Origin of the sequence: Psychrobacter sp. C 20.9, assembly GCF_001921765.1 — a bacterium.
Taxonomy (GTDB): domain Bacteria; phylum Pseudomonadota; class Gammaproteobacteria; order Pseudomonadales; family Moraxellaceae; genus Psychrobacter; species Psychrobacter piscatorii_B.
In genome coordinates, this window is record NZ_MRYC01000008.1 from 1 (window position 1) to 24,669 (window position 24,669).

The 24,669-nt window shown below is 43.2% G+C and carries 19 protein-coding genes and 1 tRNA gene; 10 read left to right on the forward strand and 10 right to left on the reverse strand.

Features of this window, described 5'->3' with window-relative positions:
- Positions 1-140: 140 nt before the first annotated feature.
- The 3 genes from tkt to serS all read right to left on the reverse strand — a co-directional run bounded on the left by tkt (position 141) and on the right by serS (position 3,912).
- Entirely contained in the window at positions 141-2,138 is a 1,998-nt protein-coding gene (tkt, locus tag BTW00_RS06710; protein ID WP_075106775.1) for a transketolase, read from the reverse strand.
- 93 nt (positions 2,139-2,231) lie between these two features.
- Positions 2,232-2,612 carry a hypothetical protein gene (locus tag BTW00_RS06715; protein ID WP_075106776.1) on the reverse strand — a complete coding sequence of 127 codons (381 nt, stop codon included), beginning with the start codon at positions 2,610-2,612 and terminating at the stop codon, positions 2,232-2,234.
- Positions 2,613-2,625: 13 nt separating this feature from the next.
- Entirely contained in the window at positions 2,626-3,912 is a 1,287-nt protein-coding gene (serS, locus tag BTW00_RS06720) for a serine--tRNA ligase (RefSeq protein WP_075106777.1), read from the reverse strand.
- 474 nt (positions 3,913-4,386) lie between these two features.
- Here serS and BTW00_RS06725 point away from each other — a divergent pair, with 474 nt between their 5' ends.
- Both BTW00_RS06725 and BTW00_RS06730 read left to right on the forward strand, forming a co-directional pair.
- Entirely contained in the window at positions 4,387-5,046 is a 660-nt protein-coding gene (locus BTW00_RS06725; protein ID WP_075106778.1) for a YcxB family protein, read from the forward strand.
- 260 nt (positions 5,047-5,306) lie between these two features.
- Positions 5,307-5,792: a Dps family protein gene (locus tag BTW00_RS06730; protein WP_071002111.1), complete on the forward strand. Its 486-nt coding sequence runs from the start codon at positions 5,307-5,309 to the stop codon at positions 5,790-5,792.
- 119 nt (positions 5,793-5,911) lie between these two features.
- On the opposite strand, the gene BTW00_RS06735 is transcribed toward BTW00_RS06730, so the two are convergent.
- The 3 genes from BTW00_RS06735 to BTW00_RS06745 form a co-directional block, all read right to left on the reverse strand.
- Complete coding sequence (locus BTW00_RS06735; RefSeq protein WP_075106779.1) at positions 5,912-6,613, reverse strand: DUF2057 family protein; 702 nt, start codon at positions 6,611-6,613, stop codon at positions 5,912-5,914.
- 103 nt (positions 6,614-6,716) lie between these two features.
- Positions 6,717-7,520 (reverse strand): DnaA regulatory inactivator Hda, encoded by an 804-nt coding sequence (gene hda / locus BTW00_RS06740; RefSeq protein WP_058023737.1) that lies wholly within the window; start codon positions 7,518-7,520, stop codon positions 6,717-6,719.
- A 316-nt stretch (positions 7,521-7,836) separates the two neighbouring features.
- Positions 7,837-8,943 (reverse strand): AI-2E family transporter, encoded by a 1,107-nt coding sequence (locus tag BTW00_RS06745; RefSeq protein ID WP_075106780.1) that lies wholly within the window; start codon positions 8,941-8,943, stop codon positions 7,837-7,839.
- Positions 8,944-9,266: 323 nt separating this feature from the next.
- On the opposite strand from BTW00_RS06745, the gene purM reads away from it, so the two are divergent.
- The gene (purM, locus tag BTW00_RS06750) at positions 9,267-10,316 is read left to right on the forward strand and encodes a phosphoribosylformylglycinamidine cyclo-ligase (RefSeq protein ID WP_075106781.1); all 1,050 of its coding nucleotides are present in this window, start codon (positions 9,267-9,269) and stop codon (positions 10,314-10,316) included.
- Positions 10,316-10,999, forward strand: coding sequence for a phosphoribosylglycinamide formyltransferase (gene purN / locus BTW00_RS06755; RefSeq protein ID WP_075106782.1), 684 nt, complete (start codon positions 10,316-10,318; stop codon positions 10,997-10,999). The genes purM and purN overlap by 1 nt, the downstream gene beginning before the upstream one ends.
- Positions 11,000-11,098: 99 nt before the next feature.
- On the opposite strand, the gene BTW00_RS06760 is transcribed toward purN, so the two are convergent.
- Complete coding sequence (locus tag BTW00_RS06760; protein ID WP_075106783.1) at positions 11,099-12,478, reverse strand: NAD-dependent succinate-semialdehyde dehydrogenase; 1,380 nt, start codon at positions 12,476-12,478, stop codon at positions 11,099-11,101.
- A gap of 367 nt (positions 12,479-12,845) precedes the next feature.
- Positions 12,846-13,835 carry a LysR family transcriptional regulator gene (locus BTW00_RS06765; protein ID WP_075106784.1) on the reverse strand — a complete coding sequence of 330 codons (990 nt, stop codon included), beginning with the start codon at positions 13,833-13,835 and terminating at the stop codon, positions 12,846-12,848.
- A gap of 653 nt (positions 13,836-14,488) precedes the next feature.
- Here BTW00_RS06765 and BTW00_RS06770 point away from each other — a divergent pair.
- Complete coding sequence (locus BTW00_RS06770; RefSeq protein ID WP_075106785.1) at positions 14,489-16,075, forward strand: isocitrate lyase; 1,587 nt, start codon at positions 14,489-14,491, stop codon at positions 16,073-16,075.
- Between the two features lie 154 nt (positions 16,076-16,229).
- Positions 16,230-17,816 carry a CYTH and CHAD domain-containing protein gene (locus BTW00_RS06775; RefSeq protein ID WP_075106786.1) on the forward strand — a complete coding sequence of 529 codons (1,587 nt, stop codon included), beginning with the start codon at positions 16,230-16,232 and terminating at the stop codon, positions 17,814-17,816.
- Positions 17,817-18,189: 373 nt separating this feature from the next.
- Here the strand turns inward: BTW00_RS06775 and BTW00_RS06780 are convergent, their stop codons facing one another.
- A complete protein-coding gene (locus BTW00_RS06780; protein WP_058025964.1) occupies positions 18,190-18,705 on the reverse strand; it encodes a L,D-transpeptidase in 516 nt (171 codons plus the stop codon).
- A gap of 141 nt (positions 18,706-18,846) precedes the next feature.
- On the opposite strand from BTW00_RS06780, the gene BTW00_RS06785 reads away from it, so the two are divergent.
- Positions 18,847-20,124, forward strand: coding sequence for a hypothetical protein (locus BTW00_RS06785; RefSeq protein WP_075106787.1), 1,278 nt, complete (start codon positions 18,847-18,849; stop codon positions 20,122-20,124).
- Positions 20,125-20,285: 161 nt separating this feature from the next.
- Here the strand turns inward: BTW00_RS06785 and BTW00_RS06790 are convergent, their stop codons facing one another.
- The gene (locus BTW00_RS06790; protein WP_071002124.1) at positions 20,286-21,524 is read right to left on the reverse strand and encodes an argininosuccinate synthase; all 1,239 of its coding nucleotides are present in this window, start codon (positions 21,522-21,524) and stop codon (positions 20,286-20,288) included.
- Between the two features lie 293 nt (positions 21,525-21,817).
- Between BTW00_RS06790 and pyrC the strand changes: the two genes are divergently transcribed.
- The 3 genes from pyrC (at position 21,818) to BTW00_RS06805 (ending at position 24,438) form a co-directional block, all read left to right on the forward strand.
- Complete coding sequence (pyrC, locus tag BTW00_RS06795) at positions 21,818-22,888, forward strand: dihydroorotase (RefSeq protein WP_075106788.1); 1,071 nt, start codon at positions 21,818-21,820, stop codon at positions 22,886-22,888.
- A gap of 214 nt (positions 22,889-23,102) precedes the next feature.
- Positions 23,103-23,831, forward strand: coding sequence for a ribonuclease T (gene rnt / locus BTW00_RS06800; protein WP_371915061.1), 729 nt, complete (start codon positions 23,103-23,105; stop codon positions 23,829-23,831).
- Positions 23,832-24,362: 531 nt separating this feature from the next.
- Positions 24,363-24,438 (forward strand) — tRNA-Glu (locus tag BTW00_RS06805).
- Positions 24,439-24,669: the final 231 nt, after the last annotated feature.

Here is a 24,669-nt window from a genome sequence, read left to right on the forward strand (position 1 = left end):
TTAAGGTCAGATTGAGTAGTCATTGCTTATTCTCCTGTTAGTGGATTATAAGCAGTTACACAGAGTTTGGGAAACTCTCATAAAAAGCCACTAGATTTCTCTAGTAGCTCTTTTTTTAAATACTAACTCAGTTAGGTCTATTACACCAAACTATTTACCGCTTCAACCACAGCATCAGTCGTGATACCAAACTCTTTATACAAGTCGCTAGCTGGAGCAGATTCGCCATAAGTGGTCATACCGATGACTTTGCCATCTAGACCAACGAACTTATACCAGTAGTCCACATGCGCGGCTTCTACTGCGACGCGAGCACGGATATTGGCGGGCAATACCGCTTCGCGATAGCTCGCCTCTTGCTCAACGAAGACTTCAGCACATGGCATAGACACCACACGGACGCCAATACCATTTGCGCTCAACGCCTCATACGCTTCCATCGCTAGGCCAACTTCTGAACCGGTGGCGATAATGATGGCTTGTAGCTCGCCTTGTTCTTTTGCCAGTACATAACCACCTTTGGTGATGTTCGCGACTTGCTCGCTGTCACGTGCTTGATGTGGCAAGCTTTGACGGCTAAAGATCAATGCTGATGGATTGCTTTCTGATTTGATTGCTTCTACCCAAGCACTAGCAGATTCAGTCGCATCACAAGGACGCCATGTACGTAGGTTTGGCGTGGTACGTAGGCTCGTCAATTGCTCAACTGGCTGATGCGTTGGGCCGTCTTCACCCAGACCGATAGAGTCATGCGTATAGACGTGGATGACGCGCTGCTTCATCAGTGCGCCCATGCGTACCGCGTTACGTGCGTATTCCATAAACATCAGGAACGTCGCTACGTAAGGGATAAAGCCGCCATGTAGTGCGATACCATTGGCAATCGCGGTCATACCGAACTCACGTACGCCATAATAGATGTAGTTGCCATCAGCGTCTTTCTCGATGCCTTTAGCGCCTTTGAATAGCGTGAGGTTTGAGCCCGCTAAATCTGCTGAGCCGCCCAATAGTTCTGGCAGTAATGGCTGCAAGCTGTTGATCGCGTTTTGGCTGGCTTTACGACTAGCAACATCACCGCCTGCTTCTTGCGTTTGCTGAATGTAGGCTTGTGCTTGGCTAGTAAAGTCAGCAGGCAACTCACCATTTAGACGGCGTGATAGTTCTGCTGCAAGCTCTGGATAGGCTTTTTTGTACGCTTCAAAGTCTGCATCCCAGTTCTTTTGCTGCACGTCGCCTTTGGCTTTGGCATCCCACGCTTCATAGATTTCATCATCTAATTCGAATGGGGCATGTTTCCAAGACAGCGCATCACGCGTCAAGGCAATTTCATCATCACCAAGTGGCGCGCCATGACTGGCTGCTAGACCTTGTTTGTTCGGGCTACCAGCACCGATAGTCGTTTTGCAAATAATTAGGCTTGGCTTGGCAGTCTCTGCAATCGCTTGCTCAGTTGCCTGCGTGATCGCATCAGTATCATGACCATCAACTTTGATCACTTGCCAGCCGTACGACTCAAAGCGCGCTTCGGTATCGTCAGTGAACCAACCTTCGACATTACCATCGATTGAGATGCCATTGTCATCATAAAAGAATACTAATTTGCCAAGCGCCAACGTGCCAGCCAATGAACAAACTTCATGACTGATACCTTCCATTAAGCAGCCATCGCCTAAGAATGCATAGGTATGGTGATCAACGATATTATGACCGTCACGGTTGAACTGTGCGGCGAGTGTCTTCTCTGCGATTGCAAAGCCAACGGCATTAGCAATACCTTGTCCTAGTGGACCAGTAGTTGTCTCGACACCAGGTGTGTAGCCAAGCTCAGGGTGGCCTGGGGTTTTTGAATGCAGCTGACGGAAACCTTTTAGGTCATCAACGCTCACATCGTAACCTGATAAATGTAGCAATGAATAAATAAGCATCGAGCCATGACCGTTTGACAGTACAAAGCGATCACGGTTGTGCCAATTAGGATCTGCTGGATTGTGCTTCAAAAATTTGCGCCACAAAACTTCGGCAATATCAGCCATACCCATTGGCGCACCCGGATGTCCAGAGTTGGCTTTTTGAACCGCGTCAAACGACAGTACACGGATGGCATTTGCTAGTTTACGTTCGTTAATTGGGGTGGGCATAGCGTGTCCTAATATTAAAGGAAAGTTTATTTGATTAAAAAAGGTTATTGAACTGAATTTGCTTAGACATCTAAATAGGTGGCTCATTATAAACTAAGTAGCAACAATTTTCCCTGTTACTCCTAGTCCACGACTTGATCGGGTCACATAATAAAAAATCAATTGGTCGTTAACGACCTCAATATGATGCTTCTCAAACTCTCGATAGCAGACATGTTGAAGCCATTGCTTCTCTAAATAATCTGCCACTTGCTGATAGCTTACGTTATTTGCAAATTTGCAGCGTAACGTAAGCATGCAATTCGTATCATCATGGCGTTCTTGATCAAGAAAATCGCAGCCAACATTATTTTCCATACAACAGAAAGATACATTGGCATCTATTTCAAAACCTAACAAATCGTCGCCTGTACTTTGACCATAGATGAGAAATTGTGAGTAATTTAGCTCATCAACTATAGACAAAGTATTCATGATGTCATTACTCTCAGATTTCAATACGTTCAGCACCGCCCATAAACGGACGCAATACTTCTGGAATCGTAATGCTGCCATCCGCATTTTGATGATTTTCCATGACGGCAAGCAGCGTACGACCAACCGCTAGACCTGAACCGTTTAGGGTATGAGCTAAGCTGGTTTGCTTGCCATCTTTGACACGCGTACCCATACGGCGCGCTTGGAAATCACCACAGTTAGAGCAGCTAGAGATTTCACGATAGGTCTCTTGGCTTGGTAACCATACTTCGATGTCATAGGTCTTTTGTGCGGCAAAACCCATATCGCCCGTACATAGTTGTACCGTACGGTATGGCAACTCAAGCTGCTGCAGGATATATTCGGCCTGCCCTGTCATCGCTTCTAGCAAGTTATCAGATTGCTCTGCGGTGCCAACATTGACCATTTCCACTTTTTCAAACTGGTGCTGACGGATCAGACCACGGGTATCACGGCCGTGCGAACCTGCTTCACTACGGAAACATGGCGTATGCGCCGTGAACTTTAATGGCAGCTCTTTGATATCCAAACGCTCGCCGCGTACCAAGTTGGTCATGGGAACTTCAGCGGTTGGAATCAGATAAAAATCCATTTCATCGTTATTGGTGTGATTGCTTAGCTTAAACAAATCATCTTCAAACTTAGGCAACTGACCCGTCCCTTTTAGACTGTCGCTATTGACGATATAAGGCACATAGGTCTCAAGATAGCCGTATTTCATGGTATGGGTGTTGAGCATAAATTGAATCAGTGCACGATGCAGCTGCGCCAATTGACCTTTTAGCACGTTAAAACGGCTACCCGTCAACTTTGTTGCTGCTTCAAAATCCAGCATACCAAGCGTCTCACCGATATGAGTATGATCTTGAATCTCAAAATCAAACGTACGCGGCGTGCCCCATTTGCGCACCTCTACGTTATCGTCTTCTGACGTACCCACTGGTACATCTGCCGCTGGTATATTCGGAATCTGTAGCGCCGCTTGAGTGAGTCGCTCTTGTAAGGTGCGTAGCTCGTCTTCAGCAGCTTTAATCTCACCGCTGACACTTTGCATCTCAGCCAATAGCTCACTGGCATCTTCGCCTGATTTTTTTAGGGCACCTACTTGCTTAGCGCCAGCGTTACGGCGCGATTGCAACTCTTCTGTTTTGACTTGTAGAGACTTGCGCTCGGATTCAATCGATTGCCAAAACTCCATATCAAGCGTATAGCCACGAGTGGCCAGTTGTTGCTGTAAATCGCTCAAATCGCCGCGTAAGAGTTTTGGATCTATCATAATCGTTGCCTGTAACACTAAGAGTGAATAAGAAGTTTAAACATTATTAGTATAATTATTGGTCAGCTTATACTTATTGCAAAGCTTCATAACTCAATAACTACCTTGCCATGCTGCCATATTTTTTATCAAATTATATGGGTGCCGCTATCATACCAAGACCCAGCAGATTTGACCATGCCTTGAGCTTTTTTGAGCGCTTTTAGCGTGATTTTGGGCTACTACTTTCATTATTCATAGCCAGTCATACTTACCCGAAATGCATATCCTATATGTTCAACTTACTTTAATAAGGATCATCTACCTTTATTAAAGCCATTAATAGTGAACAGATCCGCTTATATGTTTCATTTAAGAGTACTTTTCGGTAAGATAAGCGCATACCTTTATTTACCTACAGCCAAGTAGTACATCATGACTTGGCTTTGGCGATGTAAACCCAACACTTTTAACATAAGCATCTGAGAAACCTTTATGGCCCTGTATCCTTACACGCTCCAACCTGTCGCCTTAAACCTAACTGAAGCTGAATTCCTTCAAGCCCAATATGAACTGTTTGCCAGTGCCAGCCCCTCTTTTGGTCTGTCAAGCTTTAAGACCAAAGAATGGATCATTATGGCTGTGGTTGTGGCACTCGCTATTGCAGGACTGATCTTTGTAACAGGCTACTCAACCATCATTTTTTGGTTGATGCTCGTTGGTGTGGTGATTTATCTATTGGCGCGTACTTTAGGCTTTAGATGGTATGTAAAAAGAGAGTTTGAAAAACAAATTGCTGATCAAGAGATGCCAGATGAAATGCGTCAAATGAAGCTAGGTGTACAAAAACATGGTCTGGTCATGGCAATGCCAAGCAACCAGCCTGAGATGATGAAAAACTCGCAAATGCGCGGTATGCAAATGCGTGCAGGTGCGACCCAGCAAGCGGTTATTCCGTGGACTGCTATCAAGAGCTGGGACGAGACTGACGACTATATCTTTATGATGTTTGAGATGAAAGGCCAGCAAGGTAGCCAAATTCTTCCGAAACGTTTGCAAGCGCAAAAATTCCCTATCGATACGGTACGTCAACATTTACAAGAAGTAGTTCCGGTCAAAGGCTTAAATCCTGAAAACTTGCAGCCGCCAGCATAACGGTTACCAGCTCTCTCTATCGTTTAGAAAAGCGATAGAGAGACTCAATTATAGTTTTATAAAACCAATCGTAAAAGTGAATTTATTATATTTAACTTACTAATGATAGTTTGCTATTATTATAAGCATCAAGGGAAGAGCTAGAGCTTACATTAATAGATAGTAATAAAAGTTAAGATACTTTTATTTCTATGTTAATTAACTACTACTCGTCTTTCTTCAATTTTATATAACAACACTCACACTATAAGGACAATATTATGAGTAATACTAATAACGCTACTAACCAGATCGGTTTAGAAAAAGCTGACATGAGCGAAGTCATCGCTCAATTAAACAATCTGCTATCAACGTACCATGTGTTTTACTTAAATGTACGTGGCTATCATTGGAACGTCAAAGGTGAGCATTTCTTTACTTTGCATCCAAAGTTTGAAGAATTATACACATCGCTACAGTTACAGATTGATGAGATCGCTGAGCGTATCTTGACTCTCGGTGGTACACCACTTCACGCTTATAGCGATTTTGCACAACACACGAGCATCAGCGAAGACAAAAACGTCAAAGATGGTACATCTTGCGTTAAAGGCGTAGTAACTGGTTTACAAGCGCTCATTGCCGAGCAGCGTCAAGTATCGTCATTAGCAGCAGAAAGCGACGATCAAGGTACCGCTGATCTGGTTGATGAATACGTACAAGAGCAAGAAAAGCTGGTATGGATGTACAATGCCTTTTTGGGTTAATACTTTACTAAGCTGATCACACTTAGCTTAAATAAATCCAAATAACAGTAAAACTTAAAACTATAAAAAAGCACCCAGTTGGGTGCTTTTTTATGATCAGCGATCTGTAACAGATTGATTTACTGTTGAATCCATTGACGCATCTTTTCACGCTCAGCAGGTGTTGCTTGTAGCCAAATCTGCATAAATGAATCTAAGGTATTGGTAGAGGTATTCACACTCGTGGTTTGCTTGATATTGGTCGTACCAACATTAGTATTGTTTGGCATTGCTGCTGGTTGATCTAATGCTGCTATCGCACGTTGGTTTTGTAATTCTGCATCGCCCGCCCCACCAAACACACCACCTAGCGCCTTACCAAGTCCTGAAAGCAGTCCACCTTGATTACCAGCCATACCCTGTTGACTTGCGATAACTGTATTGTTCTGCTGAATAGCGAGTGTTGGCTGCTTAGCATAATCTTTAGCGGCTTCGTAATCTTCTGGCTGGTTCGGCATCGTCAAACGATACGTTTGGTTATCTGCCAATTCCGCCGTCACGCTGACGTTACCTGAACGCAGGTAATCATGCTCATCACGCTGCAAGTTATATAAGCGGTCATACTTAGCAGTGATAGCGTGTTGACCTGGCTCAAGGGTAAACTCTTTAGTTAGTGGTTGAAATAGACTTTGCTGAACTTCTTGTCCATTGATGGCAGTCACTTTGATATGGTCATCAACCAATAGCGTCACAGCGGCTTGTGACATCACAGAGACTGAGGTCGCACCCACAAACAACAGTCCAATAGTCAATTTTTTTAGCAAAGAAGCATTCGATTTCATAGGTTATTCCATTAATAGTGAAAGCAGGTTGGATAAAAAGTTCGTATTCTTACTGTTATTTGTATTTTTGCTGCTAAAAGTCTTACAATTAAAAGTTTTACGACTAAAAATCAAGTGGCATCGTATGTTGGTCTTGATCCGTCGTCTCATTGTCTACTTGCGTCTCTTGGGCTATATCAGCCAGCTCTGCTGCAAGCGTTTGCTCATCAATGGTACGCAGCGCGTCACTGATCACCGCTTTTGATATATTACTGCGGCCAAGGTTAGAAAACATTGGCTGTATATAATTGAGCACTTCCATCATTGCACCGATACGATGTGGCCCTTCAGTCAATAAATGATTAATAATTCGATCATCAAACTGCCAGCCGCGCCGACGCAAAATGGACTGAAGCAGTGCTTGACGGTCTGCTAAATCATGACCAGTAGGCACCTTAAAAGCTGGTGCTTGTGCCAAACGCGTCAATAAATCTCTGAGTTGAAACGGTAGGTCACCTGCTGGTTTATTGGCCGCAAATAAAAGCTGGCGCTGACCTTCGCGGCTACGGTTAATCAGATGAAACAGCGCTTCTTGCCACTGACTACTTTGCTCAAGCACTTCTAAATCATCGATAGCAATCAGATCAAAGTTTTCTAAAGAAGATAATACATGGACGTCGGTATGGATCAATTCATTGAGTGACAAGCAAATAGCCGTCTTATCCATTTCTATATACGACTCACAAATAGCGGAGAGCAAGTGAGACTTACCCGTCGCAGGGCTACCAAACAGGTATAACTGACCGATCAGGCCGACATGTAATTGCCGCACTGCATCAATAATAGACATCCAACCGGGACCGGCAAAGTCGCTGAGACTTGCATCATGCTTAATGTCCAGATTGAGACTTAGCTGTGCTTCTGCCATGAATCATCAACTCGTGTTGCGTAGTGCAATATAAAAGTGCAGTAGAAAAAGGAATAAATTGCTATTCAGTACTATCCATACTACCTGATAAAAATATGTGCAGTGGATATATAGCTTTTTTATGATGGATGAATTGCCCTAATTAGGCTAATCTTGATAAAAAATATAGCAACGGCTGATATGATCAACACTGCGACTATATATAACATATTTGCAAAATGACTGACAAGTCTTTTACCTACTAAGCCTGATCAACCATTTGCTTTTTTCTTCCCATTTGTACGCTATCCGCTCACTATATTCAATAATAAAATATTTACTTCTTCTCAAACAGTAGCAATTGCTTACGACCTTTATAAAAATCTGTCGTAAGATAATACGCATATAGGTGGCGGAACAATACATTTAAGACAGCAGAGACTGGTAGCGCAATTAACATACCCACAAAACCCAATAGACTGGCGCCTGCTAATACCGCAAAGATAACCCATAATGGTGATAAACCAATTTTATCACCTAATAGTAGCGGCTGCAGAATATAACCTTCTGCAGCTTGCCCGACCAAAAACGCCCCAACGACCAATAACAAATAGGTCCAATCCAACCCAAACTGAAACAAGCAAGCGATAATAGCGGCCACAAATCCAATGCCAAAACCCAAGTAAGGTACAAAGCTAGCAATACCAGCTACCATACCGATGATAAGTCCAAGCTCTAGACCAATAAGCTGCAGCTGTATTGCATAAATAGCACCCAGTAGCACCATCACCAACAGCTGGCCTTTAATAAACGCCATTAAAGCCTGATCGCACTCTTTGGCGATGCCAATGACTTGTTTGCAGTATGCTCCTGGTATCGCCATCTTCCACGTCTGTAAACGCTGATCCCAATTGAACAAAAAATAAAACGTTAAAATTGGCACCAACACGATCAGTCCTGCACTGTTAATAAAGTTCATACTTGAAGTCAGTACTTGGCTCATCATGGTACTGGCATCAGCAAACTTATAATTCGTTTGCATATACTCGACCAGCGTCTCAGAAAAATCCTTAGATTCTAAGACAGGCAATTGAAAACGAGTATTACTGTTGAACCACTCTCGTACCACTTGATTATACCAGCTAGATATCTTAGGTAGATACTCCCAAGCGGCTTGCAGCTGATGCCACAATGTCGGTACCAACCACCAGAGCAACAGCGCCATCCCTACAGTGATGGTAGAGTACACAATAATAATTGCGATCCAACGTCTGAGATGTTTTGACAATCGCTTTACCAAAGGATTGAACAAGTAAGCCAGCATAAAAGCAAATATAAACGGCACAATGACTGGTATCATCAGGTAGAGAAGGAATAGTGCCACAACCAAAACGACGACGATAAATAAACGTCTGAAAAAAGGATCGATTGGTTGGTTCATCATGATAAGTAATCCTATACGTGGGCTGATTTGGGATAGTGACAAAAATTGCGGTACTTGAGCCGTCAGGAGTCGTAAATCTAGTGTTTTATTATCGCAGAGTACAACAAAAAATCAGTCATTTTTTGTTTCTTAATCTCTTATTTACAGCTTAATGCAAATCTTAGCCAAATATCGGTAAGTTGCTTTGCGAGTGTGGTCAGTTTTTGGGTATAATGCGCGCACTATCTTTAAACTTTGCCTTTAAACTTTATCTCGCTGATTGTAGCGTGATTGACTCCCTTACTTTTTAATTCCAATTATCTATCCCCAACTGTGAGATGACTATGAGTGACAAGCCTTCTTTAAGCTACAAAGACGCCGGCGTTGATATCGATGCAGGCGATGCTTTGGTTCAGCGAATCAAGTCCGTTGCAAAAGCCACTACTCGTCCTGAAGTCGTGGGTGGACTTGGCGGTTTTGGTGCGTTATGCCGTATCCCAACAGGCTACACTTCTCCGTTATTGGTGTCTGGTACTGATGGTGTGGGCACCAAACTAAAATTGGCATTGCAGCTCAATCGTCACGATACCATCGGTATTGATTTGGTCGCGATGTGTGTCAATGATTTGTTGGTTTGCGGTGCAGAGCCACTATTTTTCTTAGATTATTACGCAACAGGCAAGCTTGATGTTGATGTAGCTGCGACTGTGGTCACTGGTATCGGCGATGGTTGTAAACTTGCCAACTGTGCACTTATCGGTGGTGAAACTGCTGAAATGCCAGGTATGTATCAAGACGACGATTATGACCTCGCTGGATTCTGCGTGGGCGTGGTTGAAGAAAGCGAGGTCGTGACTGGCGACAATGTTGCAGAAGGCGATGTTCTGATTGCACTGGCTTCGAGTGGAGCGCACTCAAACGGCTACTCACTAGTGCGTAAAGTCATCGAAGTTAGCGGTATTGACGTGGCTACTAGCGATGAGCAACTAGATGGTCAACCTATTCAAGATGCCTTGATGGCCCCTACTCGTATCTATGTCAAAGCCATCAAGGCATTGCAGGATACCCTTGGTAGCTCAGCGCTTCATGCCATGTCACACATCACAGGTGGCGGTCTTACTGATAACTTGCCACGAGTGCTCCCTGATGACCTAGCGGCTAGCATCGATACCAGCAGCTGGCAGTTTTCAGAGTTATTCACTTGGTTACAGACCCAAGGCAATATTGAGCAAAGTGAGATGTACCGCACCTTTAACTGCGGCGTTGGTTTTGTCATCGTCGTTCCTAAAGACAAAGCTGAAGCAACGATCAAGACGTTGACTGACGCTGGTGAAAGCGCTTGGCAACTTGGCGAAATGGTCAAACGTGAAGCCGATGCCGTGGTATACCGTTAATGTCAATTGATCAGACAAGCCAATCTATCAAGCCATTACGCATTGCCGTTTTGGTATCCGGAAGTGGCAGTAACCTACAAGTCCTCATAGACGCCATGCAAGCAGGTGCACTGCCGATTGAAATCGTTGGTGTCATTAGTAATCGCGACGATGCTTATGCGTTAACACGTGCGACTGATGCAGCCATTCCGGTTGCTGTCTTGTCGCACGTTGCTAGTGGCAAACGCATGGGCATCAAAACCTTTGAAGCTCATGCCAATGAACAGCTTGTCGCATGGCAACCTGATCTGATCGTTTTGGCGGGTTTCATGCGCGTATTGAGCGGCTCATTTATCGATAATTCGCCTGCACCAATGATTAACTTGCATCCGTCTCTCCTGCCAGTTTACAAAGGGCTAGATACGCATCAGCGAGTACTGCAAGCGGGTGATCGTCATCATGGCTGTAGTATCCATGTGGTCACCGCCGAGCTGGATGCAGGACAAGTGTTAAGCCAAGCGGTCTTGCCTATTCGTCATACCGATACGCCTGATAGTTTGCAAAAGCGCGTACAAGTGCTGGAGCATCACTTATTGCCGTGGACGATATTGCAAATCGCTATTGGCGGCGTGTCATTAACGCCAAGTGAGCAAGCCTCTAGCATCTTGCCTGCCCTGCCCTTACGTCTATTGATTGACGCTTAGTTGTTTTAAAATATTATTTTCACCCACACAAAAAAACCCAGCTATTAAGTAGCTGGGTTTTTCTTTTTAGTCTTTAACAGTTTTACGTGTTATTCACTGTTATTTTCCAAATACGTGTACTGCTTTAATGTTTACAAACTCTTTAATACCAAAGCCGCCGTGCTCGCGACCATAGCCTGAGTTCTTCACACCACCAAATGGCAGTGCAGGATTGGCAAGACCGTAACCATTGATATAGACCATACCAGTATCGAATTGCTCACTGGCTAAGCGAATGGCTTTTTCTTCATCTTTTGAGAAGATAGCGCCGCCTAGGCCGTAACGACTGTCATTTGCAATGCGCATTGCATCATCGTCATCTTTGGCGCGAATCAATGACGCCACTGGGCCAAACAATTCGTCGTCGTAGGCAGGTTGACCTTTCTCGACATTTTCTAAAATAGTTGCTGGATAGAAACTGCCTTTACCTTCTGGTACTTTACCGCCAACAGCAATCGTTGCACCTTTTGCTACGCTTTGTTCTACTTGCTCATGCAACTGATCTCGCAAGTCTGCACGCGCCAATGGACCGATGTCTGAGCTGTCATCCATTGGATCACCGAATTTGGTACCTTCAAACTTCTCTACGATACGCTTGCGGAATTCGTCATACACGCTATCGACCACGATAAAGCGTTTCGCTGCTACACAAGTTTCACCGTTATTGACTAAACGGGCTTGGGTACAGGTCTCTACAGCGGTTTCTATATCGGCGTCTTCTAGTACGATAAAGGCGTCATTTGAACCGAGCTCTAGTACTGATTTTTTGATTGCTTTGGCCGCTTGTTGACCAACGATACGACCAGCAGTATCACTACCTGTGAGCGTTACGCCACGTACTTTGTCATTTTCAATCAATTTTTCTGATTGGTCATGGTCAATCAAAATTGTACGGAACAAATCATTTGGCAGTTCAGACTCATGGAATATTTTTTCGATCAATAAGCCAGAACCTGTGACGTTTGCTGCATGTTTAAGCAGAACGCTGTTACCTGCCATCAAGTTAGCAATGGCATAACGGAATACTTGATACGCTGGGAAGTTCCAAGGTTGCATACCATAGATGACGCCGATTGGCTGATAAGTCACGATACCTTTTTCCATGCTTTCGATATCTCGCTCATCATCTGCAAGCGCAGCAACACCGTTTTCAGCAGTGTAATCACAAATTGCTTTACAGAGATCTACTTCTTGCTGACTTTGACCATAGAGCTTACCGCGCTCTTCGGTCATAAGCTTAGATAGCTCCTCCTTATACTCCATCAGTTTGTCACCGATGGACTTGATGACACGTCCACGTTCTTCATGGCTCACAGTACGCCATTCTAAGAATGCATTATGTGACGCGTCGACAATCTTGTTAACTTCGTCGTTGCTCATATAATCATAATTTTTAATGTCTTCGCCCGTTGCTGGGTTAACAGTAGTAATATCTGACATGTAGATGTCCTTATTATTTGATTTTATATATTCAGTATTATTGTCACTTTTAATTATTTGGTGTTACGTCGATAGGATAACTCAATAAATGAATCGACAAGTTGTTTTCTATCTGTGCTTATCATAACAAGGTATTTGGCGAAGAGTTTTACAATATATTGTGAAGTGTGTTGAAGATGTTAATAGTGTAACCATCTTATTAAGAATAGCTAAATATTGAATAAGACTACATAGCAATACTAAACAAAAAAAACCAGCCTAGTGGCTGGTTTGGTTCGTTGAATATACCAAATATAGGTTAAACAATAACATTCAAAGTGAGTTGATTACTTACTATAAGATACTTACTACTTTATAAAAACTCTTATTAAAACAAGTGATTAATGACAGGTATTTCTTGTGGTGGATTTTCTTCCTCAGCCACAACTTGCCGTGCCACATGCATGATTAATTGACGCAACCAACGGTGGGCAGGATGGTGCTGTAGCAATGGTGACCATGCCATGGTCAGCTCAAACTCAGGAATAAAAAACGGCGGTTCTTCCATTATAATACTGTCGTTATTAGCCTGCATACGAGCCACACGGGTTGGCAATGTCGCTATCAAATCTTTATTTGCGGCAAGCATGGCTGGCATCTGATAATGACGAGTGAAGACACTAATTTGGCGTTTTTGGCCCAAACGTTGCAATGCCTGATCAATAGATCCTAGGCCACCTGATTTTTCTGGATTAACCCCAAATCCCACGCCCATCCCTGTTTTAGATACCCAAACATGTTGCGCTTTAAGGTAGTTTTTCAGATTAAAGCGGTTGGCATAAGGACTTTCAGACGATAGCAAGCAACTAAACGTATCACGCCATACCAAAACCTGATGAAAGCTCTGTGGTATCTCATTAAAACGGTTGATAGCCAAATCAACACGTCCCTGCTCCATGTCTCGATAAGAGACATCTGAGGGTGTCAAAAAATCCAAGATGACATTGGGTGCTTCCGAACGTAGCGCCTTTACTAGCTTCGGTACCAAAGTCGCTTCGGCATAATCTGATGTCATGATTCGAAAAACACGAGAGGTACTATAAGGACGAAATTCGGTACGCGGCTCTAGTACTTGAGTCAAGTCAGCCAATATCTCACGGATGCGTGGCTGCAACTCAAGGGCGCGCTCAGTCGGTGTCATCCCTTCAGAGGAGCGCACCAGCAATGGATCATTAAACAACTTACGCAGACGGCGCAAGATATTGCTCATGGCAGGCTGGGTGATACCAAGCTGCTCAGCTGCGCGAGTGACGTTTTTTTCTCGTAGCAACACATCTAGATGGACTAATAAATTTAAATCAACCCGCTGCAAATTCATATGTATTTCTCTTAGCTTTTAAAAGATAAGCACCACGGCATGCTTGGTGTTATCAGTGCTGAAATGGTGATTTTCGATCTAGGACAGCATAATTTTGCGAATTTTTATTGGTTTTACCGCAAAAGATACTCAGCATAACTCAATTTCATCACCATAAGATACTGTTATAACTACATTATAACCTATAAAAATACTAAAGATAAGTATCATAAATTAGATAAATCTTGGTAAGGCAGTTATAGTGAGTTCCATAAAGGATTTGCGGTACAGACCACAAACCTGAGTTTTACGAACGGGTTATCGTCCAAAAAACAACATAGTTAGATAGCATAGTAACGGTTTATCTCGACAGTGAAACACTACCAAGTGTCAGTATAATTGTAACATCTCTTGTTGCTAATTATGACAACACTGTTTATTAAATGCTCAAACACCTTTGATAGACATGGACAAGCTGAATCAACACTATACATCAGTAATTATTTGTCAACTGCTGAGTTCAGCAATCTTCTTGTATTCATGCATAGGTTTGTTTAGGGTAAAGAAGACCTTTACGAGGTATTGATAGCACCACTACCAAATTTATTGATAACGCAAATTATTACTTTAACGCTCAATTTATTATTTTTTACACCCTACCAAGGAGACTATAGATGTCAACTGCATATAAATCAGCGATCGACCTAGTACGTGAATTAAAGCAAAAGCACGGCAACTGGCAGAACATTAGCGAGACTGATGCCGCACGTATGATGTCACAAAATCGCTTTAAAACGGGCTTGGATATCGCAAAGTATACTGCAAAAATCATGCGTCAAGACATGGAAGATTATGACAATGATACGTCTCAATACACACAGTCTCTAGGTGCATGGCATGGTTTTGTGGCACAGCAAACCATGTATGCTAAGAAAAAATACTTCGGTACGACCTCTAAAACTTATATCTACCTTTCAGGTTGGATGGTAGCTGCCCTACGCTCTGAGTTTGGTCCATTACCTGACCAATCTATGCACGAAAAAACATCAGTACCTAAGCTAATCGAGGAGATCTACACGTTCTTGCGTCAAGCTGACGCTAAAGTATTGAACGACTATTTCCGTGAGCTAAATGCTGCTGAAGAAGCGGGTCAAGACACCTCAGCTATCCTAGAAAAAATCGAAAACTTTGATTCACATGTTGTGCCAATTATCGCTGATATCGATGCAGGTTTCGGTAACGAAGAAGCGACTTACCTATTGACTAAGCAAATGATCGAAGCTGGTGCTTGTGCCATTCAAGTTGAAAACCAAGTATCTGACGCTAAGCAATGTGGTCACCAGGCTGGTAAAGTCACCGTACCGCACGAAGACTTCATCTCTAAGCTAAACGCTATTCGTTATGCATTCTTAGAGCTTGGTGTTGAAGACGGTGTTATCGTTGCACGTACTGACTCTGAGGGCGCATCACTCACGCAAAAAATCCCAGTATCAAATGAGCCAGGCGACCTTGCTTCTAAATACATCGATTTCATCGAAATGGAAGAAGTATCTCTTGAAGATGCCAAAGAAAATGACAGCTTACTTAAGCACAACGGCAAACTAGTACGTCCAGTTCGTCTACCTAACGGCCTATATCAGTTCCGTGAAGAGACTAACATTGACCGCGTTGTACTTGACTGTGTAACCGCTCTAGAAAATGGCGCTGACCTACTATGGATCGAAACGCCAACGCCAGACGTTGCCCACATCAAATCAATGGTTGACCGTATTAAAGAGCAACAGCCTAAAGCGAAGCTTGTATACAACAATAGCCCATCGTTCAACTGGACGCTTAACTTCCGTAAGCAAGTCATCGCGAAATGGGAAGAAGAAGGTAAAGACATCTCTGCATACAATAAAGATGACTTGATGAGTGCTGACTACGATGGTACTGAACTTGATGCAGCAGCTGACGTTGCCGCTAAGAACTTCCAACGTGATGCGTCACGTGAAGCTGGTGTATTCCATCATCTAATCACGCTACCGACTTACCACACGACTGCTCTTAGCGTTCATGAACTTGCTAAAGGTTACTTCGGTGAAGAAGGCATGCTTGCTTATGCAGCTGGCGTACAACGTAAAGAAATCCGCGAAGGCATCTCTTGTGTTAAGCACCAAGCAATGGCTGGTTCTGACCTTGGCGATGACCACAAAGAAATCTTCTCTGGTGATAACGCTTTGAAAGCTGGCGGTGGCAAGAACACGATGAACCAGTTCTAATAAACCCTAGACTAGCAGTACATACTTAAAAAGCCGCCCTACATCATGTAGGGCGGCTTTTTATTGCGGTTTAAATAATCAGAGAATGGTAGACTAATAATTGTTTATCACCACCACCGATCTGAGTCGTCAGTCAGAATTATTAGGAGCCAATATGCAAGAAATAGAGCTGAAGTTTTTGGTACCAGAGTCACGTCTAAAAGGTTTAATGCGTCAAGCAAAAGTTAAATCTTCCCAAGTGACGCAACTGGCTGCACATTACTACGATACTCCTGACCAGCAGCTTGCACAGGCAGGCATCGGTCTGCGTATTCGCAAAGAAGGCGATACTTGGGTACAAACCATCAAAGCTGGTGGCGATGGCATTGCCGCTCGTTTGGAGCACAACGCTGTGTTAGATGACAAGCAAGTGCAGGAAATGCTTCATAATAATGGGCTGATGCCTGATTTGACGATATATGCAGAAACTCCTGTCGCCTCTGCGCTGACTAATTTTAAACTCGAAAAGTTAGCAAAAAACCTAACACGACTGTATGTCACCAACGTCGAGCGCACCACGCGCTTACTGATAGAAGATAATAGTGACGAAACTGATAGTTGTATCGAGATGGCTTACGATCATGGAGAAATTTTCCATGGTACTGATGACTCTCAGCGAAAAACCATTCAGGAGATAGAGTTCGAGTTGGTGTCAGGAGATTTAGATTTTTTGTTTACGACAGCCAAAACATGGTGCAAACGTTACAAGCTGTGTCTATCTACCGTGACCAAAGCTGAGAACGGTGGCTTGCTCATCAACGGACAGAACCACAGTCCAGCAGTTGGCGCTGACCTAAGCCAACTAGATTTGAACAAAGACAGTAGCATGCCCGCCTTTATACGAGCAGCCGTACATAACTGTCTATTACAGATACTGCCAAATAGCAGTGCTATCGTCGCTGGAAGCATTGATGACGAGCATGTTTTGCAGGTAAGCATTGGTCTTGAGCGCTTGCAGGCTGCGTTAACAGCATTTGATAGCTTTTCTGACGAGATCAATCCTGACTGGCTACCGATACTAAAACAAACGGCCAACCTACTTGGCAATTATTACCAACTCACTCATATCAATACCTATATCGAGCCTGAGCTACAGGCACTCGGAGCCCCTGCTGTTGATTGGACGACAGATATCGAGAACATAAAAATCACACCGATCAATACACTGCAAGCCAATGACTTTCAGCTCACCTTGCTAGAGCTGATTGCCTTTACCATGAGTGACCCTAGTATTGAGCCTCAAACGGATAAACTTGCTCTCGACAAGCTAGCAAAAATTCTATCGAAACAATATAACAAGTGCCTCAAAGCAGATAAAGAAACTGATGAAGTAAGCAGTACCGAGCTTGGGAGCGATGATGTAAATGTTGATATGGATATCTCTGAGGATAATCAAGACGAAGCGCTACTATGCGATCACCTAAAAGCGTTACGCTACATAAGTGAGTTCTCTGCGCCTTTGTTAAGTAAGAAAAAATCCAAGAAGAAAACCAAGCGTTGGTTAAAGCGTCTGATAAAAGCGCACATAGCGCTAGAGCAACGCAATGATGACAATCAATATCAACAGTTCTATGCCCTAAAATCAGCGAAAGATACCAATGCCCTATATGGTGCAGGTTGGTTTGCTGCCATGCTCACGGATGACCCAATTTATATCGAAACGCGTTTGGCTAAATTTAAAGACAGCTCAACATTTTGGTAAAACGTATTACTCGGTAAAGATACCTCGATAAAGATACATTGCTTAGTAAAAAGGACAGCTTTTATCAATGAAGCTGTCCTTTTTTATAGATATAGTCAGTTCAAAACAAAACTGTCATAAGTTCCAAAGCGCTACTGGGATGAATTTTTCATAGCCTCTGTGTATACAGCACGCAAGGAAAATTTATACCAGTAGCGCTATAATATTTTTAAATTGAATCTACTATAAACCATTTTATTTTTTTCTCTGATCTTATCGTTCAATATTTATACCTTTCACTACCATCCTTAGCCGTCATCGGATTTTTTGGCTCAAATACCGATAAATAAATATGCTATAGAAATATAGAAATAATAAGCACAATTAATCTTAGTTAATCTGCAACGATCATTACCGGCATACCCTCTTCGACTTGCTCAAATAATTCCACGATATCTGTATTACGCATACGTATACAGCCATGTGAAAGCGGTATACCCATCGGCTCAGTATCTGGTGTGCCGTGGATATAGATGTAGCGCTCATAAGTATCACAGCCGCCTTGACTGTTGCTACCTTTATTCGAGCCTTCTTCCAAACCGCTCAACCAAAGAATACGGCTCAGTATCCAATCACGCTTGGGATGTAACGTGCTAAGAGCGGCATCATACACCTCGCCAGTCGGCACACGGCCCACAAACACAGCATTCATAGGCTCACTGCCGCCTATTTTTTTTGCAATGATATGCTGACCAAGTGGCGTGCAACCACTATCTTGCTGACTACCGAAGCCATTTTTTGCCGTAGAGACGGTATATTCAGTGACCTCAGCTTGCTGCTTATGCATTTTTAATGTCTGCTTAGCAATATTAATCACTAGATGTTTATTAAAAGTTTCATTATTCGTCATAAATGCTTCCCGCTATCAATCATCCATAAGATAACTGTTAAGGTAATTAGTAAAATTGATTCAAAATTTCTATTATCAAGGGATTGTGTCAATGCTTTTGGCACCGTAATATAGAGGCACACTTTTTGATGCTAGCAGATTATGACGACTATTTCACCGACACGTGTGTCGATGTATGATTTTTTATATCATGATACCAAGCCTATGCTGCCACTTTTGGCTGATGCCGCACAGCTCTCATTGCCACAAGCGAGGCTCGCGATGGATGCCAGTTTACAAGCTATTGTGAGCGCGCTTCTTGCCTATCAGCAGCAACATCAAGAACAAGCACTTAGCAAAAAACTATTTGGACGTGCTGCTGTCAAAGAGTTACGACAATATAACTCCATGAATTTTGCGACTCTTAAGGCGACGTTATATCACCGAAACGATGCAGCAGATGCCGTTTTTAATAACAGCGCCCGTGTGATAAAAATCAGTGATCATATTGCTGAAGATATTCATGCAAAAACGCAGCAAGTACAAATCTTACTCACCTCTTTATGCGTGATTGTCCTTCGAGAACTGGCCATCTTGGCAGAATACAGTCAACTCGATAGTGACGAGATGAATAAATGGTTTGCCCTACAGCCACAGTTTTTGTCCGCAGCACGCTTTAACAATGTACAAACGCAAGCAGTGCCTACTCTTGAGTCAGAGCGTGCTAACAGCGAGCCGGCCACACTGACAGAGTCTGTAGAAAACAAAGAGTCTTTGGAAAATCATCCGGAGAGTGCAGAGCTCAAGCTATTACACGCTGAGCAGTTATCAAACACCCCGCCACCTTTTGATAGCCACTGGTACGAGTTGACAGGGTTCGAGCCTAAAAACCATGAACCTGTACAAGACATGCAATTGGCAACGGGTAATTACCTAAAAGCTATTGGTCGTTCACCGGAGAACTTGCCGCAGGGTCGTCATAACGACATGCTGGTATTTGAAGAGATGCATGCTATTGCTTTGCCACATCAGCGCTGGTTATTACAGCTGGCGAAAATCTCTGATATTTATCTTATTCGAAATCGACTGCGCATCAACTCTGAACCCGCCAATCCACCAAAGCCGCCTTTAGTAAGCTTAGGATTGATCGGTGGCAATAATGACAACACGCCAGCGACAACGAGCGAAAAGCCGATAGAATATGACGCTTCCACACCGCTTTGGAAAAACCCTGTCATTCTTATTATTATACTTGTCATCGGTGTACTGGGGGCGCTCGCTACGCTCAAATATCAATCGCAAAAGTCTGATGGCGTCGTGCTCGCCACCGAAGAAATATTAGCACAAGATATCACTGATGAGCGGCAGCAACAAGATGTCGCTATTGTGAGAGTGGACGATGAAGAGTCTGATACGGCAGAGACAGCACAAGCTCAATAAAGACATCTGCTTTCAATAAACTAATGTTCAAAACAGAGTCTTGATAGAAACGCATCAGCCATAAAAAAAGAGGCGCTATTTATATAGGCCTCTTTTTTATTGCTGTTGAGCTAAATACTTAGTTAACTACGTACAATATTAACTACGTACAATCGAAACGCTTATTTAGACAAATCGCGACCACGGCTAGCTTCGATAGCCAAACGCAGACCATTTAGACGGATAAAACCTTCTGCGTCTTTTTGATCGTAAGCACCTGCATCATCTTCGAAAGTTGCAATTTTTTCGTCAAATAACGAATCATCTGACTTGCGACCGACGACGCTCACAGCACCTTTGTATAATTTTACACGTACCGTACCGTTGACGTATTCTTGTGATTTGTCAATCAATGCCTGTAGCATCATACGCTCAGGGCTGAACCAATAGCCATTGTAGATGATTTTTGCATAGCGTGGCATGAGCTCATCTTTTAGGTGGGCAGCTTCACGATCAAGCGTTAGTGACTCGATACCGCGATGGGCTTTTAGCATAATTGTGCCAGCTGGCGTCTCGTAGCAACCACGTGACTTCATGCCAACATAACGGTTTTCAACGATATCTAAACGGCCGATACCATGTTTACCGCCGATTTCATTCAGCTTAATCATGACTTCATAAGGCTTTAGGGCTTCGCCATCGATAGCAACGATATCGCCTTTCTTGTATTCTAGTTCTAGATATTGCGCTTCATCAGGCGCGTCTTCTGGGCTGACAGACCAGCGCCACATGTCTTCTTCTGCTTCAGTGTACGGCTCTTCTAGAACGCCACCTTCATAAGAGATATGTAGCAAGTTGGCATCCATTGAATAAGGAGATTTTTTCTTATTGCCTGCATAATCAATAGCGATGTCATGCTCTTTGGCATATTGCATTAAGCTTTCACGGCTTGATAAATCCCACTCACGCCAAGGAGCAATCGTTACCACGTCTGGTGACAAAGCGACAGCACCTAGCTCAAAACGAACTTGGTCATTCCCTTTACCAGTTGCGCCATGACTGATGGCATCGGCATTGTGTTCTTTAGCAATCTCAACCAAACGCTTTGCGATTAGTGGACGAGCGATAGACGTACCGAGTAAATACTCACCTTCATAGATAGCATTGGCACGGAACATCGGGAATACGTAATCACGGGCAAACTCTTCGCGCAAATCTTCGATATGGATGTGCTTGATACCCATTGCTTGAGCTTTGGCTCTTGCTGGCTCAACTTCTTCGCCTTGACCGATATCAGCGGTAAAGGTGATCACTTCCGCATCATAGGTTTCTTGCAGCCATTTAGCGATGATTGAGGTATCAAGACCACCTGAGTATGCCAATACGATTTTATTAATATTTTTTGGATCAAGTTGAGCCATGAAAAACTCCTGTTATGAGAATTTAGTTTTAGTAAACGCGCTAAGATCAAATCGTAAGCAAGTTAAAAAGAAATTACCTGCTCAGTGTACATCATATTTACTATAGGCAAAAGTCTAACTGCCATAAGGCGTGTGCTTTTGGCTTAAATCTTAAAAAGGGTTAAATAGTACTCAATGAATTATGTACAGATATTTCGCCTTATATTTAGTCAACTGGGCAAATCTGTTATGATAGTCGCACAGTATTATCCTCTTTTTTTCCTTTATTTGACGATATAGAGCGCTTTGACACTATGACTGATTCGATTAGAGAATTAACCATCCTTCAGCCAGATGATTGGCATATTCACTTGCGCGACGATCAGGCTTTGAGCACGACCGTACCACACGCAGCAGGTAGCTTTAACCGTGTGATCTGTATGCCAAACCTTGTGCCGCCAGTCAAAAATGCACATAATGCGCAGGCCTATCGCGCGCGTATCATGGAAACTTTGGCAGCAAGCGATTTAAGTCTTGAGCGAAAATCAGCCTTTGATCCACGTATGACTCTGTACTTAACGGACAATACCACTGCTCAAGATATCGAATTGGCCGCACAGTCAGGCATCGTACAAGCGGTCAAACTTTACCCTGCTGGAGCGACCACCAATTCTGCCGATGGTGTTACCAATATCAATGCCTGTGTCGATGTATTTGAAGCACTAGAAAAGCACAATTTACCACTATTGATACATGGTGAAGTGACGCAAGACCATATAGATATCTTTGATCGCGAAAAACGCTTTTTAGATGAAGTGCTGGCGCAAATCATCGTCAAATTTCCAACATTAAAAATCGTGGTAGAGCATATAACGACCAGTGATGCAGCAGATTTTGTATTGGCTCAAGGCAACCATGTTGCTGCTACTATTACGCCGCAGCATTTAATGTTTAATCGCAACCATCTATTAGTTGGTGGTATCAAACCGCACTTTTATTGCTTACCTATCTTGAAGCGTGAAAGCCATCAAAAAGTCCTGTTGGATGTGGCCACGAGTGGTAATCCAAAATTCTTCTTGGGTACCGACTCTGCGCCACATGCTACCGACAAGAAAGAAGCCGCTTGCGGCTGTGCTGGTTGCTATAGTTCAGCAACTGCCCTGCCGTTATATGCCACTGCGTTTGATAGCGTTGGCAAAATAGATAAGCTAGAAGGATTTGCCAGTCGCTTTGGCGCGCAGTTCTACGGTCTACCTCTAAACGAGAGTACCATTACGCTTGTCAACACCCCTATGCAAGTGCCGAACGACTACCCTTACTTTGATGGGGCATCATTAACGCCACTCATGGCAGGTGAAACGTTACCTTGGTCTCTTAAGATTTAGTAGCCACACAGCCTAGCACTGACAAAGCAACCTATTATTTTTCTACAATGCCAATGATACCTTTGTACTAAACCTCCTTAGTGCAAAGGCGTTATCGATGTTATGAAATAATGATGTGCAATTCCATATACCAGCACGACTGATAAAAGTGATTGAACTTGATATGACCAATCAAAATACAGCAACCTTGCCTGACGCAGATGTCTCAAATTCCATGGATGACGACCTGAACGTAATTCCAAGTGCTGCTACTGAAGACAAGGGCGACGATAAGCAAACACCCTTGAGTCTAAAAGACCGATTTCGTAAGTTTTTGCCTGTCGTCGTCGATGTCGAGACAGCGGGTTTTAACTCTCAGACTGATGCGCTATTAGAAATCGCCTGTATTCCTGTACTACTTGATGAACATGGCGTATTTTACCCAGGTGAGGCATTCAATGCGCATATTGAGCCATTTGAGGGGGCAAATTTAGAGCCCAGTGCCCTTGCCTTTACTGGCATCGATCCTAACAACCCAATGCGCAAAGCCATTGCTGAAGATGAAAAAACGGCCCTTCGCCGTATCTTCAAAGGCTTAAAAGAAGTACGCCGCGAAGAAGAGTGCCGTCAATGTGTTCTGATTGGACACAACGCGCATTTCGATTTGGCATTTCTAAATGCAGCTGTGCTACGTACCAATAGTAAGAATCACAATCCTTTTCACAATTTTTCAGTGTTTGATACCGTGACTTTGTCTGCACTGGCATTTGGACAAACTGTACTAGCACGGGCATGTAAGGCAGCAGGACTCGAGTTTGATGGTAAAAATGCTCACTCAGCACTGTATGACACTCAAAAGACAGCCGAGCTGTTCTGTCACATACTCAATAATTATCCTATGCTCGCTAATGCGATGCACAATGAAGAAGCTACAGAAGCATCAGCTGATAACGATAGTGAATAAGTCACATATCATATATTGCCAATCATACATAATAGTGCTATTTGTAATATTTGATGACTTTGACATCTTGATTTGATAATCAATAGGGATATGATTGATATCACGATAAGCAGATGGAATTATTTTGTATAATAATAAATGTCATATTTTTGGACGACTAATATGACTACTTATGATGAATGTCGCGCTTAAGCGATGCAGTTATATCCTATAGATAGTTCAAGTTGCTCACTCTGCCTTGTTAGCGAATACTATCGAGGCCTAATAGGAGGGACTTTATTATGGATCCACAACTTAAGTTATGGGGAACCATCCTAGGCTATATGTTGCTCGCTTTAACTATTAGTGTTTGTACTTCCCTATGGATTCGGTATCATTTAAAGCGCAATGATCTCCATCCTCGCCGTGCAATTAAAAAAAGATATTTAATTTTAAAAAGACGTAGAAAAAGGCTTGACAGGAAACGCAGACGCTACTAAAATACGCACCACTTCAGCATAAATGGTGAAAGCAGTTGAAGTGTTGTTACTAGTCCCCATCGTCTAGAGGCCTAGGACACCGCCCTTTCACGGCGGTAACGGGGGTTCGAATCCCCCTGGGGACGCCACTATTTGGCGTCACTTGTTAGCACTCAATAAGACTAACAATGGTACCACCGAAACCCCCACTCATAATATGTTATGAGTGGGGGTTTTTTATGTCTGCTCTTAATATCCAAGCTAGTTGTTTAAATAGAAAAAGCCAGCATTGATTCAATGCTGGCTTTTTCTTGTTTGTCTGCTCAACTAGATATAATTAGTATTTAGCTCGATGAGCAATCGTATGAACATACTTTGAG